18 protein-coding genes are annotated in these 15,428 nt (G+C 66.8%); 5 read left to right on the plus strand and 13 right to left on the minus strand.

Annotation, left to right across the window (positions count from 1 at the left end; all coding sequences use genetic code 11):
* Positions 1-21 precede the first annotated feature (21 nt).
* A complete protein-coding gene (locus HB681_RS29080; RefSeq protein ID WP_213958359.1) occupies positions 22-417 on the plus strand; it encodes an MAPEG family protein in 396 nt (131 codons plus the stop codon).
* A gap of 34 nt (positions 418-451) precedes the next feature.
* On the opposite strand, the gene HB681_RS29085 is transcribed toward HB681_RS29080, so the two are convergent.
* Positions 452-832: a hypothetical protein gene (locus tag HB681_RS29085; RefSeq protein ID WP_213958360.1), complete on the minus strand. Its 381-nt coding sequence runs from the start codon at positions 830-832 to the stop codon at positions 452-454.
* A 59-nt stretch (positions 833-891) separates the two neighbouring features.
* Here HB681_RS29085 and HB681_RS29090 point away from each other — a divergent pair, with 59 nt between their 5' ends.
* The gene (locus HB681_RS29090; RefSeq protein WP_213958361.1) at positions 892-1,905 is read left to right on the plus strand and encodes an endonuclease/exonuclease/phosphatase family protein; all 1,014 of its coding nucleotides are present in this window, start codon (positions 892-894) and stop codon (positions 1,903-1,905) included.
* Between the two features lie 20 nt (positions 1,906-1,925).
* On the opposite strand, the gene HB681_RS29095 is transcribed toward HB681_RS29090, so the two are convergent.
* The 12 genes from HB681_RS29095 to nac form a co-directional block, all read right to left on the minus strand.
* Positions 1,926-2,768, minus strand: coding sequence for an ABC transporter substrate-binding protein (locus HB681_RS29095; protein WP_213958362.1), 843 nt, complete (start codon positions 2,766-2,768; stop codon positions 1,926-1,928).
* A gap of 43 nt (positions 2,769-2,811) precedes the next feature.
* Positions 2,812-3,546, minus strand: coding sequence for an amino acid ABC transporter ATP-binding protein (locus HB681_RS29100; RefSeq protein ID WP_213958417.1), 735 nt, complete (start codon positions 3,544-3,546; stop codon positions 2,812-2,814).
* A 95-nt stretch (positions 3,547-3,641) separates the two neighbouring features.
* Complete coding sequence (locus tag HB681_RS29105; protein WP_213958363.1) at positions 3,642-4,406, minus strand: amino acid ABC transporter permease; 765 nt, start codon at positions 4,404-4,406, stop codon at positions 3,642-3,644.
* A gap of 5 nt (positions 4,407-4,411) precedes the next feature.
* A complete protein-coding gene (locus HB681_RS29110; protein WP_213958364.1) occupies positions 4,412-5,113 on the minus strand; it encodes an amino acid ABC transporter permease in 702 nt (233 codons plus the stop codon).
* 46 nt (positions 5,114-5,159) lie between these two features.
* On the minus strand, positions 5,160-5,912 hold the full coding sequence (locus tag HB681_RS29115) for an SDR family oxidoreductase (protein WP_213958365.1): 753 nt from the start codon (positions 5,910-5,912) through the stop codon (positions 5,160-5,162).
* A 90-nt stretch (positions 5,913-6,002) separates the two neighbouring features.
* Complete coding sequence (locus tag HB681_RS29120; RefSeq protein ID WP_213958366.1) at positions 6,003-6,770, minus strand: 5-oxoprolinase subunit PxpA; 768 nt, start codon at positions 6,768-6,770, stop codon at positions 6,003-6,005.
* A gap of 19 nt (positions 6,771-6,789) precedes the next feature.
* Positions 6,790-7,197 (minus strand): biotin/lipoyl-containing protein, encoded by a 408-nt coding sequence (locus HB681_RS29125; RefSeq protein ID WP_213958367.1) that lies wholly within the window; start codon positions 7,195-7,197, stop codon positions 6,790-6,792.
* A gap of 404 nt (positions 7,198-7,601) precedes the next feature.
* A complete protein-coding gene (locus HB681_RS29130; protein ID WP_213958368.1) occupies positions 7,602-8,588 on the minus strand; it encodes a biotin-dependent carboxyltransferase family protein in 987 nt (328 codons plus the stop codon).
* A complete protein-coding gene (pxpB, locus tag HB681_RS29135) occupies positions 8,585-9,256 on the minus strand; it encodes a 5-oxoprolinase subunit PxpB (RefSeq protein ID WP_213958418.1) in 672 nt (223 codons plus the stop codon). The genes HB681_RS29130 and pxpB overlap by 4 nt, the downstream gene beginning before the upstream one ends.
* A 71-nt stretch (positions 9,257-9,327) precedes the next feature.
* Positions 9,328-10,680 (minus strand): acetyl-CoA carboxylase biotin carboxylase subunit, encoded by a 1,353-nt coding sequence (accC, locus tag HB681_RS29140; RefSeq protein ID WP_213958369.1) that lies wholly within the window; start codon positions 10,678-10,680, stop codon positions 9,328-9,330.
* Between the two features lie 5 nt (positions 10,681-10,685).
* Positions 10,686-11,138 carry an acetyl-CoA carboxylase biotin carboxyl carrier protein subunit gene (locus tag HB681_RS29145; protein WP_213958370.1) on the minus strand — a complete coding sequence of 151 codons (453 nt, stop codon included), beginning with the start codon at positions 11,136-11,138 and terminating at the stop codon, positions 10,686-10,688.
* Positions 11,139-11,300: 162 nt separating this feature from the next.
* Positions 11,301-12,242: a nitrogen assimilation transcriptional regulator NAC gene (gene nac / locus HB681_RS29150; RefSeq protein ID WP_213958371.1), complete on the minus strand. Its 942-nt coding sequence runs from the start codon at positions 12,240-12,242 to the stop codon at positions 11,301-11,303.
* A 204-nt stretch (positions 12,243-12,446) separates the two neighbouring features.
* Here nac and HB681_RS29155 point away from each other — a divergent pair, with 204 nt between their 5' ends.
* The 3 genes from HB681_RS29155 to HB681_RS29165 are packed head-to-tail and all read left to right on the plus strand — an operon-like array spanning position 12,447 to position 15,422.
* Entirely contained in the window at positions 12,447-13,685 is a 1,239-nt protein-coding gene (locus HB681_RS29155) for an aspartate transaminase (protein WP_213958372.1), read from the plus strand.
* A gap of 30 nt (positions 13,686-13,715) precedes the next feature.
* The gene (locus HB681_RS29160; protein ID WP_213958373.1) at positions 13,716-14,387 is read left to right on the plus strand and encodes an RraA family protein; all 672 of its coding nucleotides are present in this window, start codon (positions 13,716-13,718) and stop codon (positions 14,385-14,387) included.
* 36 nt (positions 14,388-14,423) lie between these two features.
* Positions 14,424-15,422 carry a D-glycerate dehydrogenase gene (locus HB681_RS29165; protein WP_213958374.1) on the plus strand — a complete coding sequence of 333 codons (999 nt, stop codon included), beginning with the start codon at positions 14,424-14,426 and terminating at the stop codon, positions 15,420-15,422.
* The last annotated feature ends 6 nt before the right edge of the window (positions 15,423-15,428 follow it).

Genomic DNA, 15,428 nt, shown 5'->3' on the forward strand with positions numbered 1-15,428 from the left:
TCATCCCAACAGGAGACTGCGATGACCAGCACGCTCAGGTACGTCATCTACATGGCCATCTTCAGTTGGCTGCTGCTGCTTGTCGCGAGCCTCATTCGCGTCAGGGGATGGACCTTTGCGGGAACGATGCTCGCCCTCGGCAACCGCGAGAAGATGCCCGAGGCGACACCGTTGGCTGGACGCGCCCTGCGAACGGCGCAGAACACCCTCGAGAATTTCGTGCTCTTCGCGGCGGTCGCGCTGGTCGCCCATGCCGCAGGCGTCGACGGCCCGAAGGTCGCGGCGGGCGCGCAGATCTTCTTCTGGGCCCGCGTCCTCTACGTACCGGTCTACTACGCCGGCATCACCTACCTGCGCACCGGCCTGTGGGTGGTCAGCATCGTTGGCCTGGCCATGATGCTCTCTGCGATCCTGTAGCGGGGCTCGCGCTCGCGATCCGCGGCAGCGCCAGTCAATCCGCTCGCCGATGCTCCTGGTGCTCCTTCTCGAACCGCCGTTCGGCCCCGACAAGGTGGCTGATCAGCACATGCGAGATGAGGTTGACGCCAATACCGCCGAACATCAGCGGGAACAGGTACAGGGCAAATGAAATCTCCGACAGGAACAAGGCGTCATCGGCCAGGGACGGGGTCTTTGCGGCGGCCGCGGCCATGTGCCGCAGGAAGTAGATGTCGACGCCGGCAAGGATGACCAGCGTGACGCCCAGCACGAGCACCGTGATGCGTGATACGGCGCGCTTGTAGAGAAGCGCAACGTAGATACCGATGGGAATGGCGATCGAGCCGATCGCCATGAGCCAGAAGTCCAGTTCCGCAAATACCGAATCGCTCATCTGTGTTGGGGTTGTGCTTGAACGGAGCCGATTCTGCAGGCAAAGCGTTAGATTGCGCCATGCCCGACATCCCTCCCAACTTCGCCACCCTCTTCCTTGCCACCGGCAACCTGCTGAACCTGGCGCTGCCGAACCGCCTCTATTACGAGAACCAGGACGGCTACACGCAGCAGGAGTACGAACGCAAGATCGCATGGACCGGGGAGCGCTTCCGCGCGCTCAACGCGGACGTACTGGCGGTGCAGGAGGTGTGGGATGAAGCGGCGTTCAAGGACGCGATCGGCGCCAGCGGCCTGCGCTATGACTTCGTGTCGGTGCCGGGCGCGGAGAACACGCCGCCGGCCGGAGGCGCGCAGGGCACGCCGTGCGTGGGTATCGCGACGCGCCTGCATGTGGAAAATGTTCGCTCGTTCACCGAGTTCGAGCCGGGCTTTGTCGTCGACGTGCCGGGGCTCGGTCCGCACACGCGCTTCGAGCGCCCGCCGTTGCTGGCCACGGTGCGCATGAAGCATGGCCAGTTGGTGCATGTGATGTCGGTGCACCTGAAGTCGAAGCGGCCCAAGTTCCTGCAGGACGCCAACGGCAATGCCATCGAGGACCGCGACGACCGCAAGGTGGCGGCGCGCGCGTCACTGCGCTCGCTGCTGATGCGCGGCGCGGAGGCGGCTGCGCTGCGCTGCATCGTCATCGACCTGCTGCGCGGCTCCGGCACGCCGCTGGTCGTGATGGGCGACTTCAACGACAGCCCGCACAGCGTGACCACGCAGCTCGTCGCCGCGACTTCGGACGTGGCCTACGACAAGGCCGCGCGCGACGTGGCGCTGTTCAATGCCTACGAGATGCAGGGCGAGTCGGCGCTGAAGAAGGACGTGGCCTATTCGCACATCCACCAGGGTTACCCGGAGGTGCTGGACCAGATCCTGGTCAGCGAGGAGTTCATGCCCGGCAGCCACCACAACCTGGGCGACGTGCGCCGCGTCGACTACTTCAACGATCACCTGCACGAAGGGCGCGACCGCTCGCGCTCGGACCACGGGTTCGTGCGGGCGCTGCTGCGGCTGCGGACGAACTGATCGCCCGGGGGCCGTCAACTTCAGGGAAGCAACTCGAACTTGAGATCGGCCAGCGGCGTGACCTTCTCGTCACGCGTCAGCTTGTATTCGGTGTTCGGCCCGAGCCACTTGGCCCAGAGCTTGTCGATCTCGCCGGCCTTGTCGAGCGCGTAGAGCGCGGCGTTGACCTTGGCGAGCAGCACCGGCTCGTCCTTCTTCATGCCGATGCCGACGGGCTGCAGCACCATCGGGTCCTTGATCATCTTGAGTTCGACGCCGGAGGTCTTCGACTGGTTGACGAGCTTGGTGATCGTCATGGTGTTGGCGACCATGCCCATCGACTTGTTCTGCTGCACCGCCATGAAGGCCGAGCCGGTGTCCTGGAAGGTGACCGGCTCGGAGCCGTTCATCTTGATCGACAGCTCCGAGGTCGAGCCCTTGGTCGAACTCAGGCGCTTGCCCTTGAAGTCGGCCTTGGTGGTGCCGGGGTCCGACGCCTTCACTGCCAGCATTTCCTTGGCGACGTAGTACGGGTCGCTGAACTGGATCTGCTCGCCGCGGCTCTTGGTGTAGGCCAGGTTGGCGACCGTGACGTCGACGCGGCCGAGCTTGACCTCGGGCACGCGCGCTTCCACCGACAGCGGCGTGACCTTGGCCGCGACGCCGAGCTGCTTGGCGAGGGCATTGCAGAGATCGACGTCGAAGCCCACCATCTCGCGCGTCTTCGGATCGGGTGCGGCGAAGGGCGGCACGTCGGCGAAGGTGCCGCACTTGAGTTCCTTGCGTTGCTGGATCTCGGCCCACTGGTCGGCATGGGCCAGCATGCCCAGCGTGGAAAGGCAGCAGCCGATGGCGGCGAGACGGAAGGCGGTCTTCTTCGACATGATGATGGAACTCCGGTTGGATGATGTGTGAACGTTGTTGGAATCAGTGCGCGCGCAGGTCCGACAGGAAGCGCTTGGCGCGCGGGTGCTGCGGGCTGTTGAAGAAGGTCTCGGGATCGGCCTTTTCGAGGATCTGGCCGGCGTCCATGAACCAGACGCGGTCAGCGACCTCACGGGCGAAGTTCATTTCATGCGTGACGCACATCATGGTCATGCCGTCATTGGCCAGGCTGCGCATCACCGACAACACCTCGCCGACCATCTCGGGGTCCAGCGCGCTGGTCGGTTCGTCGAAGAGCATGGCGGGCGGCTCCATCGCGAGCGCGCGCGCGATGGCCACGCGTTGCTGCTGGCCGCCCGACAACTGCGCCGGATAGGCGCCGGCCTTGTTCGCCAGGCCCACGCGTTCCAGCAACTGCATCGCCTTCTCGCGCGCTGCCGAACGCTTCACGCCGAGCACGCGCATCGGCGACAGCATGATGTTCTCGAGCACCGACAGATGCGGGAACAGGTTGAAGCTCTGGAACACGAAACCGATGCGGCTGCGCAGCTTGTTCAGTGCCGCGCTGCCCATCGGCGCATGGATGTCGTGCCCGTCGAACAGCAGCTGGCCCGACTTCACTTCCTCCAGCCGGTTGACGGTGCGGATCAGCGTCGACTTGCCGGAGCCCGAAGGCCCGCAGACCACGACGACCTCGCCCTTCTTCACTTCGGCACTGACGTCGGTGAGCGCCTGGTAGTCGCCGTACCACTTGTTGATGTTGTTGAACAGAATCATCGGGATGTCCTCGGCGCCTTGCGGGCGGCCCTGGGCTGGAACGGGGGTCATGCGTTTGTCTCCGGATGTTCTGGTTCGGATCGTCTTGTGCGACCTCAGGGAAGGAGGGTTGCCACCGGCGGCGGCAATGCAGCGGCGTCGTCGTCGAGCGCCTTGACCGGCGCGGCACCCCGCCGCTTGTGCGCGATGCGCCGTTCCACCCAATGCGCCAGTTGCGTGAGGCTGAAGCAAACGACGTAGAAGGTCATCGCGAGGATGAAGAAGACCTGGAAGGGCTTGGTCAGCAACTGGTTGTTGATCTGGTTCGCGGCGAAGGTGAGTTCCTGCACGTTGATCACGTAGCCCAGCGTGGTCTCCTTGATGGTGGAGATGAACTGGCTCAGCATGCTCGGCAGCATGTTGTAGAGCGCTTGCGGCAGGATCACGTACCACATGGTTCCGAGATGGCTGTGGCCCAGCGCGCGGGCCGCCTCCGACTGGCCCTTGGGCAAGGACTGGATGCCCGCCCGCACCACTTCCGAGAGATAGGCTCCTTCGTAGATCACCAGCGTGCAGAGCATGGTGGTGAAGCCCGAGACCTCGCGTCCGATCACGATCGGCACCAGGAAGTAGACCCAGAGGATCACCATCAGAAGGGGCACGCCGCGCACCACGTACACCAGCACCGCGGCCGGCCAGCTCAGCAGCTTCCAGGGCGAGAGCCGTGCCAGCGCCAGCAGCACCGACAACGGGAACGCGAGCACGATGCCGAGCACCGACAGCACCAGCGTTGCCACGATGCCGCCCATCGGGCCGTTGGGGTACTGGCCGACGAGCAGCAGCAGCCAGTTGTCGCGCAGGATTTCGTAGATGCTGTACATGGTTCCTACCTCGCGCCGGCAATGCGATAGCGGCGTGCGACGCCGGCGCCGATGGCCATGATCGCCAGCGAGAACACCAGGTACAGCACCGTGGCCACGCTGTAGGCCTCGAAGGCGCGGAAGCTCTGGCTCTCCACCTCCTTGACCGCGTGCGTGAGTTCGGCCACGCCGATGGCCATCGCGAGACTGCTGTTCTTGAAGAGCGACACGCTGTGGTTGATGAGTGCCGGGATCGCGTTGCGAACGGCCTGCGGCAGCATCACGTGCCGCATCGATCCGATGTAGCCGTGGCCGAGGGCGCGCGCAGCCTCGGCCTGCCCTGCCGGGATGGAGCGCAAACCGGAGCGCATGTCTTCGCTGAAGTACGCGGCCTGACACAGGCCGAGCGCGATGATGGAGATGAGCGCCTCGGCGTTGTGGTTCGACAGCCACTCCTGCACGCCGTCCGGCAGCAGGCTGAAGATGCCGAAGTACCAGAGCATCAGCTGCACCAGGGTCGGCACGTTGCGGTGGTAGGAAACATAGGCGGCGACCGCGCGTTCGGCCACGCGATTGGTGCTCAGCCGCACGACCAGCAGCAATACCGCGATGGCCATGGCCAACAGCCAGGAGCCGGCCGCGATCTTCAAGGTCATGACCACGCCGTGCAGCAGCAGGTCGCCAAACTCCGGCTTCAGCAGGATCGCGAGAAGGTCGAAGTCTTTCATGCGCGGGTCCTTGTCGTCGTGTCGAGCGTTGCGGCGGCGTGTGTGCTCAGGCCCGCGGCACTTCGGGCCGGGTGGTGGAGAGTCCGCCGGGCACCTGGAGCGTCGGCGTGATTTCCATGTGGCCCACATTCACCGCGATCGGCGCGGCGATGGCGAAGGCAATGGCGTTGGCGATGTCCTCGGCCTTCGGCAATTCGAAGCCTTCGACGAAGCGCTTGTAGGTCTCTTCGGAGTCGCCGTGGACGTGGGCGAAGATGTCCGTCGCCACGCGGCCCGGGCAGATCTCGGTGACGCGCACGCGCTTGCCGAAGAGGTCGATGCGCAACTGGCGCGACAGCATGCTCACGGCCGCCTTGGTCGCGTGGTAGGTGCTGTTGCCGCCGAAGTTGTAGGCGGCTGCGATCGAGCTGATGTTGATGACGTGGCCGTTGTCCCGCTCGGCCATGCCGGGCACGACGAGGCGGCACAGGTGCAGCACGGCGCGCAGGTTGACGTCGACGAGCAGGTCGATGCCTTCCGCGTCGGCCTTGAGGATGGAGCCGGGGCGATCGACGCCGGCGTTATTGACGAGTACGTCGAAGGGGACTTCGGCCGCCAGCTTGGTCATCGCCTCGAGATTGCTCACGTCGAAGGCATGCGGGATGCAGCCTGTGCGCGCAGCCAGTTCAGCGAGCTTGTCGACGCTGCGGGCCACGGCGTGGACTTGAAGCCCTTCCTTGCAAAGACGCTCGACGACGGCCGCGCCGATCCCTGATGAGGCACCTGTCACCAGCGCGGTCTTGTAGTCGGAAAACGGCATCGTTGCTTCTTTCTTGAGGGAGTGGTTTCACTGTATCGAGCACGGCCCGATGGCGCCAAGACGGAATGTCTGTGGAGAGATAAGGCAGCCTTATGTTGCGAGTTGGTGCGATATGGGCACCACCTTGCCGGCGGCTTCGACGACCTCGCGCACGGCCCGTGCGAGCGAGACCGCGCCGGGCGTGTCGCCGTGCAAGAGGATCGAGCGGACCTTCATCGGAATCCGGTTGCCGCTGTAGGTCGTGACCGTGCCGTCGCCAAGCAACTGGCGCACGCGCGCCAGCACGGCCTCGCGGTCGTGGATGACCGAATCGGGCAGCCTGCGCGGCACCAGCAGGCCATCGTCGTCGCAGGCGCGATCGGCAAGGAAGGTGGTGGCGACGCGCAGGCCGCACTCGGCGGCGGCGTCTTCGATCGCGCGGCTGGCCGACGAGCTGATGATGAGTTGCGGGTCGAAGGCGGCGACGGCACGCACCAGCGGCGCGGCCAGTGCCGCGTCAGCCGCAGCCATGTTGCCGAGCGCGCCGTGGAAGCTCATGTGCGTCATGCGATGCCCCGCGGACCGCGCCATGCCGGCGAGTGCGCCGAGCTGGTAGGTGACGTAGGTCGCGAGCTCCGCAGGGTCGATCTGCATCTGGCGCCGGCCGAATCCGAGCAGGTCCGGGAAGCCCACGTGCGCGCCGACATCGACGCCGCGCGCCTGCGCCATGCGCACGGTGCGGTCCATGATGACTGGATCGCCGGCGTGGAAGCCGCAGGCCACGTTGGCGGAGGAGACGATTTTCAGCAGCGCTTCGTCTTCCCCCATGCGCCAGGGTCCGAAGCCTTCGCCGAGGTCGGCGTTCAGGTCGATGTCCATGATGAGACAGTCCTTTGGTTCATTCAGAAGCGTGAAGGTCGATCAGCGGCTCGCCCCAGCCCACGGCCCGGCCGCTGTCGACGCGAAGCTCGGCGACCACGCCGGCCAGCGGTGCGGTCACTGGCTGGAGCAACGGGCCGATTTGCAGCAGGCCGAGGGTTTGGCCCGTCGACACCGGGTCGCCGACGCTGGCCAGTGCGCTCGTATGCATCGGATGCGCTTGCAGGAAGACGCCCACTGTGGAAGCGCCAACGACTGTCGTCTCCGACGGAGCCATCGTGGCGTCGCTGCCCAGTTCCTCGATCGCGTTCGAACCGCCGGTGCGCCCAAGGCGGATCGATCCCGTCGGCGTGCGCAGGTCCAGAAGGCCAATGTCCGTGCCGGCCAGCCACTCGATCAATTGCTGTAGTTGTTCGATACGCTGCATGTCAGTTCTCCATTGCACCGTGCGCCGCGCGAGGCGCACGGTGCGCGAACGCGGACAGAGACACTGGCAAGCGCACGGTCAGGGGTGGGGTCCGAGGGCGGCGGGTATCCCCCTCCGCGAATGTCCCCCGGCCTTCGGCCTCCTCCTTTATTTCGCTGCGGGGGACACCCACCACCCTCGGCCCAGGACACGCCGCGTCGTGCCGGCCGTTCAACGACAGCGCGCCTGGATCACGTCGATGGTGTGCTCCACGCAGCGAAACAAAGGAGGAGCTGCGACAGCCGGCAGCCGCAGGCTGACGGCGGGGCACATTCGTGGAGGGGAGTACGCCGTCGGCGTGATCCCGCCCTTGGCTCGTGGAACCGGCTGAGCGTGACGGTCGCAAGATTTGGCGCTGCGTCATGTCAATTCACGCGCGGTGCGCTGCGATGCAGGTCGACGACGCGCTTGACCTTGTCGAGCCACGCTTCGACTTCGTCCAATGCAGCTACAGCCTCGTCCCAGTTGACTTCCACGAAGCGAATGCGGCTGCCGATCGGCGCCTGCCCCAGCCGCCACAGGTCGGCCTCGATGACCGTGCCGAACTTCGGATAACCGCCCGACGGCTGCGCGTCGCGCATCTGGATGATCGGCTGGCCGCTGTGCGGCACCTGGATCACGCCCGGCACGATGCCGTGCGAACGCATCTCCATGGGCGCGATCGGGCGCAGCGCTTCTCCTTCCAGCCGGTAGCCGTAGCGATCGCTCTGCGCGGTGATCTTCCATTCGCCGGCCCAGAATTCGGCGCGCGAGCTTTCCTCGAAGGCTGCATATTCGGCGGACGGCAGCACGCGAACTGCCAGCGCGTCGTCCTTGCGCAGCGGCAGCGCCAGCGAGGGCGGCACCAGGCCGAAACCGGTCTTGCACGGCTGCCCTGCGCCGGCGGCTCGCAACGTGTCGCCGCGGCGCAAGGCGCGGCCTTCATGACCACCGAATGCGCCGCGCAACTGCGTGCTGCGTGAGCCCAGCACTTCCGGTACGTCGACGCCGCCGGCAACGCACAGGACGGCACGGCTGCCCCGCTGCGCGCCGCCCTGCGGCAGGCCCAGCGTCAACACCTGGCCGGCGCGCGCCTGGTGGCTCCACCAGGGCATGAGCGGTTGCTCGTCCAGGCGGGCGGCGCAGTCGGCACCGGTCAACGCGAAGGCGCAGTCTTCATCGAAGCGCACCTTGAAGGGAAACACCGGCACTTCGATGCCGGCTGCATTGGCGTCGTTGCCGAGCATGATGTTGCCCGCCGCCAGCGCCAGGTTGTCCATGGCGCCGGAGGTGCCCACGCCCCAGCGCAGGCTGCCGGGCCGCCCGAGGTCTTGCACGGTGGCCAGCGCCGCGGAGGAAAGCACTTCGATCATTGGACGATCCTTTCGACGCGGAAGCGGATCATGTCGCCCGGCTGCAGCAACGCGGGCGGGTCTTGCGTGGGGTCGAAAAATGACATCGAGGTGCTTCCGATGGTGTTCCAGCCGCTCGGCCCGGCCGACGCCGACACGCCGGTCTGCGCGCCGCCGATCGACACGGCGCCGCCGGGAATGCTCAGCACCGGCACCTTGCGTCGCGGCGTGGCGATGCGCGAGTCCATTCCGCCGAGATAACAGTAGCCGGGGTGGCTTCCCAGCGCGTAGACCGGGTAGGTCGGCGCGCTGTGCATCTCGACGATTTCCTCCACGCTGAGACCGGTGTGCGCGACCACATCCGCCATGTGCGGGCCGCCTTCGCCGCCATAGACCACGGGAAGCTCGATCAGGCGGCCCTCGATCGGCAATTCGACAGCCGCGGCCCACGCGGCCTGCAGGCGGGCTTCCAGTTCTTCCAGCGCAACGGCGCTGCGCGGCGGGCGGACGAAAGTCAGCATGAGGTTGTTCATGCCGGGCACCGATTCGCGCACCTCGGGCCAGGCCTGCGTCTCGCGTGCCAGCGCCCAGATGCGCTTCTGCGAAGCCAGTTCCAGTTCGCCGGGCGCTTCGAAAAGCAGTGCGGTGGTGCCGAGCAGGCTGATGGAGGCAGGGGGAGCTTTCTTCACCGATGCGGTTTTCTTGCGCGGGGTCGCGCCGCTTGCGCGCGGGCCTGCTGCTCTTGGATCTGTGGTCGTGCTCACGCCGCACTCCTTTGCTGAAGCCAGCGTTCGAGGTGATGGATGTCCACGCCGCCCGTGGCAAAGCCTTCGTCACGCAGCACGTCGCGGTGCAGCGGCACGTTGGTCGAGATGCCTTCGATGTGCATCTCCGCGAGTGCGAGCCGCATGCGGTCGAGCGCGTCGTCGCGCGTGCTGCCGTGCACGATGAGCTTGGCGATCATCGAGTCGTAGTACGGGGGCACGCGGTAGCCTGCGTTCGCATGCGAGTCCACGCGCACGCCGAAGCCGCCCGGCACTTGCCATCCGGTGATGCGGCCGGGCGACGGCGCGAAGGTCTCGGGATCTTCCGCGTTGATGCGGCACTCGATCGCGTGGCCCTGGCATCGGATGTCGGCCTGCGTGAGAGCCAATGGCTCGCCGCGCGCCACGCGAATCTGCTGCTGCACGATGTCGATGCCCGCCGTCATCTCCGTCACCGGATGCTCGACCTGCAAGCGCGTGTTCATCTCGATGAAGAAGAACGCGCCGCGCTCGTAGAGGAACTCGAAGGTGCCGACGCCGCAGTAGCCGATCTGCCGGCAGGCAGCAGCGCAGCGCTCGCCCACCTCGGCCACCAGCGCCTCGTCGATGCCCGGCGCGGGCGCTTCCTCGATCACCTTCTGGTGCCGGCGCTGCAAGGAACAGTCGCGGCTGCCGAGCCACACCGCGTTGCCGTGGCTGTCGGCCAGGACCTGGATCTCGACATGGCGCGGATGTAGCAGGAATTTCTCGATGTAGACCTCGGGGTTGCCGAAGGCGCGCCGCGCTTCCTCGCGCGTGAGCGCCATCGCATCCAGCAGGGCGGCCTCTTCGTGGACGACGCGCATGCCGCGCCCGCCGCCACCGCCAGCCGCCTTGACGATGACCGGGTAGCCGATATCGCGCGCCAGTGCGAGCACCTGCGCCGGATCGCCCGGCAACCCTTCGTCCGGGCCCGGCACGCAGGGCACGCCGGCGCGGCGCATCGCATTCTTCGCAGCCACCTTGTCGCCCATCGTGCGAATGCAGGCGGCGCTCGGGCCGATGAAGGTCAGCCCAGCGCGCTCCACTTTTTCCGCGAACCCGGCGTTCTCCGACAGGAATCCGTAGCCCGGATGAATGGCCTGCGCGCCGCTGACCTCGGCCGCGAACAGGATCGCCGACTGGTTCAGGTAGCTCTGCCCCGGCGCTGCCGGCCCGATGCACAGCGCCTGCTCGGCCTGCGCAACGTAGCTGGCGTCGCGGTCGGCCTCGGAATGCACCACCACGGTCTTGAGGCCGAGGCCCCGGCAGGCGCGCAAGATGCGCAGGGCGATTTCCCCGCGGTTGGCGATGAGGACGGTGTCGAACATGCGCTTCATCCTTCCTGCGTGAACCGGAACATCGGCTGGCCCGCCTCGACTTCCTGGCCCGATGCGACCAGCACCTCGAGCACCGTCGCATCCCGCTCGGCCCGCACTTCGTTGAAGACCTTCATGGCCTCGATGACGCACAACGCCTGGCCGGCCTTGACCGCCTGGCCGACCTGCACGAACGGCGCTTCGCCCGGTGTCGCCTGGAGATGCACCACGCCGTACAGGGGCGCCAGGCATTCGTTCAGTGCCGCCGCGGTTTCCTGCTTCGCCGCAGGCCGCTGCGCTGCGCCGCCGCCAAATCCCCGGCGCACCGGCGCGATCCGGCGCGGCGCCGCGTCCGCCAGCGCCGACTGCTTCACCAGCCGCAGCGTGCTGCCGTTCTCGCTGAACTCCAGCTCCGACAGGTCGGAGCCTGCCAGTGCATCGATGAGGGTCTTGATCTGTTCCTGGTTCATGCATCGAGCCCGCCGTCGAGGCGGGGCATCCGGTGAGGGCCGACGCATCCAGCGGACGCGTGACGGCATGCATGAAAGGTAACGGCCGCCGGGCTTCCTGCCAAAGACGGATTGGCTGTGCCGGGATAAGGGGGGCTTATGACACCGGGTATGACACCGCGGTCAGGACAAGGCGGTCAGCTCGGGCGCGGGCGTGGTCGATGCGACGGTGCCGGCGAGATCCACCACCAGTTCCAGCAGGATGTCCTTCACCGCCTGCGCCGGCTCCGACAGCGGCAGATGGTCGGACAGGCACAGCGCCAGCGGCGCCTCGATCACCGGCTCGACGATCTGGAACTGCCAGGCGCCGCAGGCCGCCACCACCTCCCGCGCCATCGAGGCCGGCAGGATGCTGGCGCCCAGGCCGTCGGCAATCGCGGCGGTGAGCGTGAAGGCCGATTCGATCTCGGCCACCACGTGCGGCACCATGCCCGCGCGCACGAAGGCCGCATCGACCAGCTTGCGCACGACGTTGTAGGGGCGCGGCAGCATCAGTTCCATGTCGCGCAGGTCGGCCAGCTTGACCGGCTGCGCAGGCGGCGGCGTGGAGGCCGGGCCGACCAGGAACAGCGGCTCCTTGAGCAGCGGCAGGAAGGTCAGGCCGTGGATGGCCTTGTCGCCGTAGAGGACGGCCATATCCATGCGCCCGTTCATGATGAGTTCGCTGAGCGTGGTGCCGTAGTTCTCGTTGAGGTAGAGCAGGATGCCCGGATGCCGCGCGCGCACGGTGCGCAGCAGGGGTAGCGACAAGGCCGAGGCCGCAGTGCCGGGTGCCAAGCCGACCGACACCTGCCCCGACAAGCCCTCGCCCGCCGCCTCCATGTCCACCCTCGCCTGCTCGCACTGCCGCAGGATGATCTGCGCGTGCCGGTAGAGCACCTTGCCCGCTTCGGTGGGCGTCACCCCGCGCTTGGTGCGCACGAGCAACTGTTGCCTGACCTCGCCTTCGAGCGTCGCCAGTTGCTGGCTCAGCGCGGGCTGGGCAATGAAAAGAACCTCGGCCGCCTGCGTCAGGCTGCCGATGTCCACGATCTTCACGAAGTATTTGAGGCGTCGCAGGTTCACGGGGGGTCCCACGCAAAAGCCGAGCCTAGCACCGGGCGGTCGGGCTGCCTATCGGACGGCGCCCACGCGAGCGTCGAAGCTTTTCTCATCGTTGCGTCCACGCGCATAGCGCAGGCCCGTCGGGCGCAGTCATAAGCTGAGCCTATCGATACAGACCGATCTTGTCTTGGCCTTGGCGCGGCGATCTGCGTACCGTTACGCCCCATGCACCGCTCACTCCAAGGAAGTTCCGTGAACACCCCCTCCCGCATTGCCTCGCGCGTCCGGCGCATCAAGCCGTCGCCGAGCACCTCCGCCGCCGACCGCGCCAACGAACTGCGCCGGCAAGGCAAGTCCATCGTCAACCTGGTCGTGGGCGAACCCGACTTCGACACGCCGGCCCACATCCGCCGCGCCGCCACCGAGGCGATGGACAAGGGCGCGACGCGCTACACATTGATGGCCGGCACAGTAGAACTTCGGCAAGCCATCGTGGCCAAGCTGAAGCGCGAGAACGGGCTGGACTATGCGATGAACGAGATCATCGTCACCAGCGGCGCCAAGAGCGCGATCTACAACGCCTTCGCCGTCACGGTGGAGCCCGGCGACGAAGTGATCATCCCCGCGCCCTACTGGGTGTCGTACCCCGACATGGCGATCGCCTGCGAAGGCACGCCCGTCACCGTCGCCTGCCCCGAGGCCAACGGCTTCAAGCTCACGGCCGCGCAGCTCGAAGCGGCCATCACGCCGCGCACGCGCTGGCTGCTCATCAATTCGCCGAGCAACCCCACGGGCGCCAGCTACACCGCCAGCGAATACCGCGCACTGGCCGACGTGCTGCTGAAGCACCCGCACGTGATGGTGATGACCGACGACATCTACGAGCACATCCGCTTCGATGGCGAGGCCACCGCGCACATCCTGACCGTCGAGCCGGCGCTGCGCGACCGCACGCTGGTGGTAAACGGCGTCTCCAAGACCTATGCCATGACCGGCTGGCGCATCGGCTTCGCGGCCGGCCCCGCCGACCTGATCACGGCGATGGACACCCTGCTCTCGCAGACTTCCGGCAACTGTTGCTCGGTCAGCCAGGCGGCCGCGACCATGGCGCTCAACGGCGATCAAAGTTTCGTCGCGGAGAGCGTGGCGGTCTACAAGCAGCGGCGCGACCGCACGCTGGCGAACATCAACGCCATCCCCGGCCTGAGTTGCGCGACGCCCCCGGGTGCGTTCTACCTCTACATCAACTGCAACGACCTGATCGGCAAGAAGACGCCAGCCGGCAAGCCGTTGCAGCAGGACGGGGATGTCGTGATGTACCTGCTGGAAAGCGCGGGCGTGGCCACGGTCGCGGGCACGGCGTATGGCCTCTCGCCCTACTTCCGGTTGTCGATTGCCACGTCCATCGAGATCCTCGATGAAGGCTGCAAGCGCATCGCCGGCGCTGTCTCCGAACTGCACTGATCAACAACACGACAACACCAAGGACATCCCGTGCAATTCAAAGCCATCCGCAAGAACCCCTCCGCCCCGCAGGCCGACGCGAAGATCCTCGAAGCGCTGCGCGACATTCCCGTTGCCGCGCTGAGCGACAACATGCATCGCAACATCGGCAGCGTGGGACTGCGGCCCTATCACCGCGCCGGCAAGAAAACGATGGCAGGCACGGCCGTGACGCTCAAGTCGCGCGGCGGCTGCAACCTGACGATGCTGCGTGCGTTCGAGTTCTGCCGGCCCGGCGACGTGCTGGTGATGGACGGCAGCGGCGACATGTCCAACGCGATGATCGGCGGCATCCTGTCCTTCTATGCCGCGAAGATCGGCACGGTGGGCGTGGTGCTCGACGGCTGCATCCGCGACCTGGCGGAAATCGCGGAGCGCGAGTTCCCCGTGTATGCGCGCGGCGTGAACCATCGCGGGCCGTACAAGGATGGGCCCGGCGAGATCAACGTGCCGGTGTCGGTGGGCGGGATGGTGGTGAACCCTGGCGACATCGTGGTCGGGGACATGGACGGGCTGATGGCTTTTTCCGCCGACGATGCTGAGTGGCTGATCGAGAAGGCACGCGCGCACCTCGCGACGGAGGCCGAGACGATCCGCGCAATGACCGAAGGGCGCTGGGACCGTTCGTTCATCGATGCGCTCGAGGCGCGTTGCCCGAACTGATGCTCTCAAACATCGAACAAACTCCCCGGAGACATCTTGCGCCCTTCCGTCCTGGCAACCCGTGCCACCTTCCCCGACATCGCCGACCGCTTGCACCCTTACTTCGACGTCGAAGACAACCCCCACGACACCATCTGGAGCCCCGCCGAACTCCGCCAGCGCCTGCAGGGCAAGCACGGCGTGATGAGCACCGGCAGCGAGCGCATCGACGCCGCGTTGCTCGATGCATGCCCGCAGCTCAAGGCGGTGTGCAACGTGGGCGTGGGCTACAACAACGTCGACGTGGCGGCGTGTACCGCGCGCGGCGTGCTGGTGACCAACACGCCCGACGTGCTGACCGAGACCACCGCCGACTACGGCTTCGCGCTGATGATGGCCGCCGCGCGCCGGATCGCGGAGTCTCAGGACTTCGTGCGCCGCGGCGAATGGAACAAGCCGGGCATCCACGACATGTTCGTCGGCGGCGACGTGCATGGCGCGACGCTCGGCATCCTGGGCATGGGGCGGATCGGGCGCGCGATTGCACGGCGCGGCGCGCTGGGCTTCGGCATGCGGGTGATCTATCACAACCGTTCGCAGTTGCCGGCCGAGGCGGAGGCCGAGTTCGGTGCGCGCTACGTGGACAAGGCAACGCTGCTGAAAGAGGCCGATCACCTGGTGCTGGTGCTGCCCTATTCGCCGCAATCGCACCACGCCATCGGCGCCGCCGAACTGGCGCAGATGAAGCCTTCGGCCACGCTGACGAACATCGCGCGCGGCGGCATCGTCGATGACGCCGCACTGGCCGAAGCCCTGCGCGCCGGCACCATCGCGGCCGCGGGCCTCGACGTGTTCGAAGGCGAGCCCGCCATCCACCCCGGACTGCTCGGCTTGCCGAACGCGCTGCTCACACCCCACATCGGCAGCGCATCGGTACAAACGCGCCGGGCGATGGCCGCCCTGACGATCGACAATCTGATCGCCGCGCTCGGCTTCGGCCCGCAGGCCGGCAAACCGCCCACGCCCGTCAACCCCGAAGTGCTGGCCGCCCGCTGAACGATC

The sequence above is a fragment of the Variovorax sp. dw_954 genome, assembly GCF_018449755.1.
Lineage (GTDB): Bacteria > Pseudomonadota > Gammaproteobacteria > Burkholderiales > Burkholderiaceae_C > Variovorax.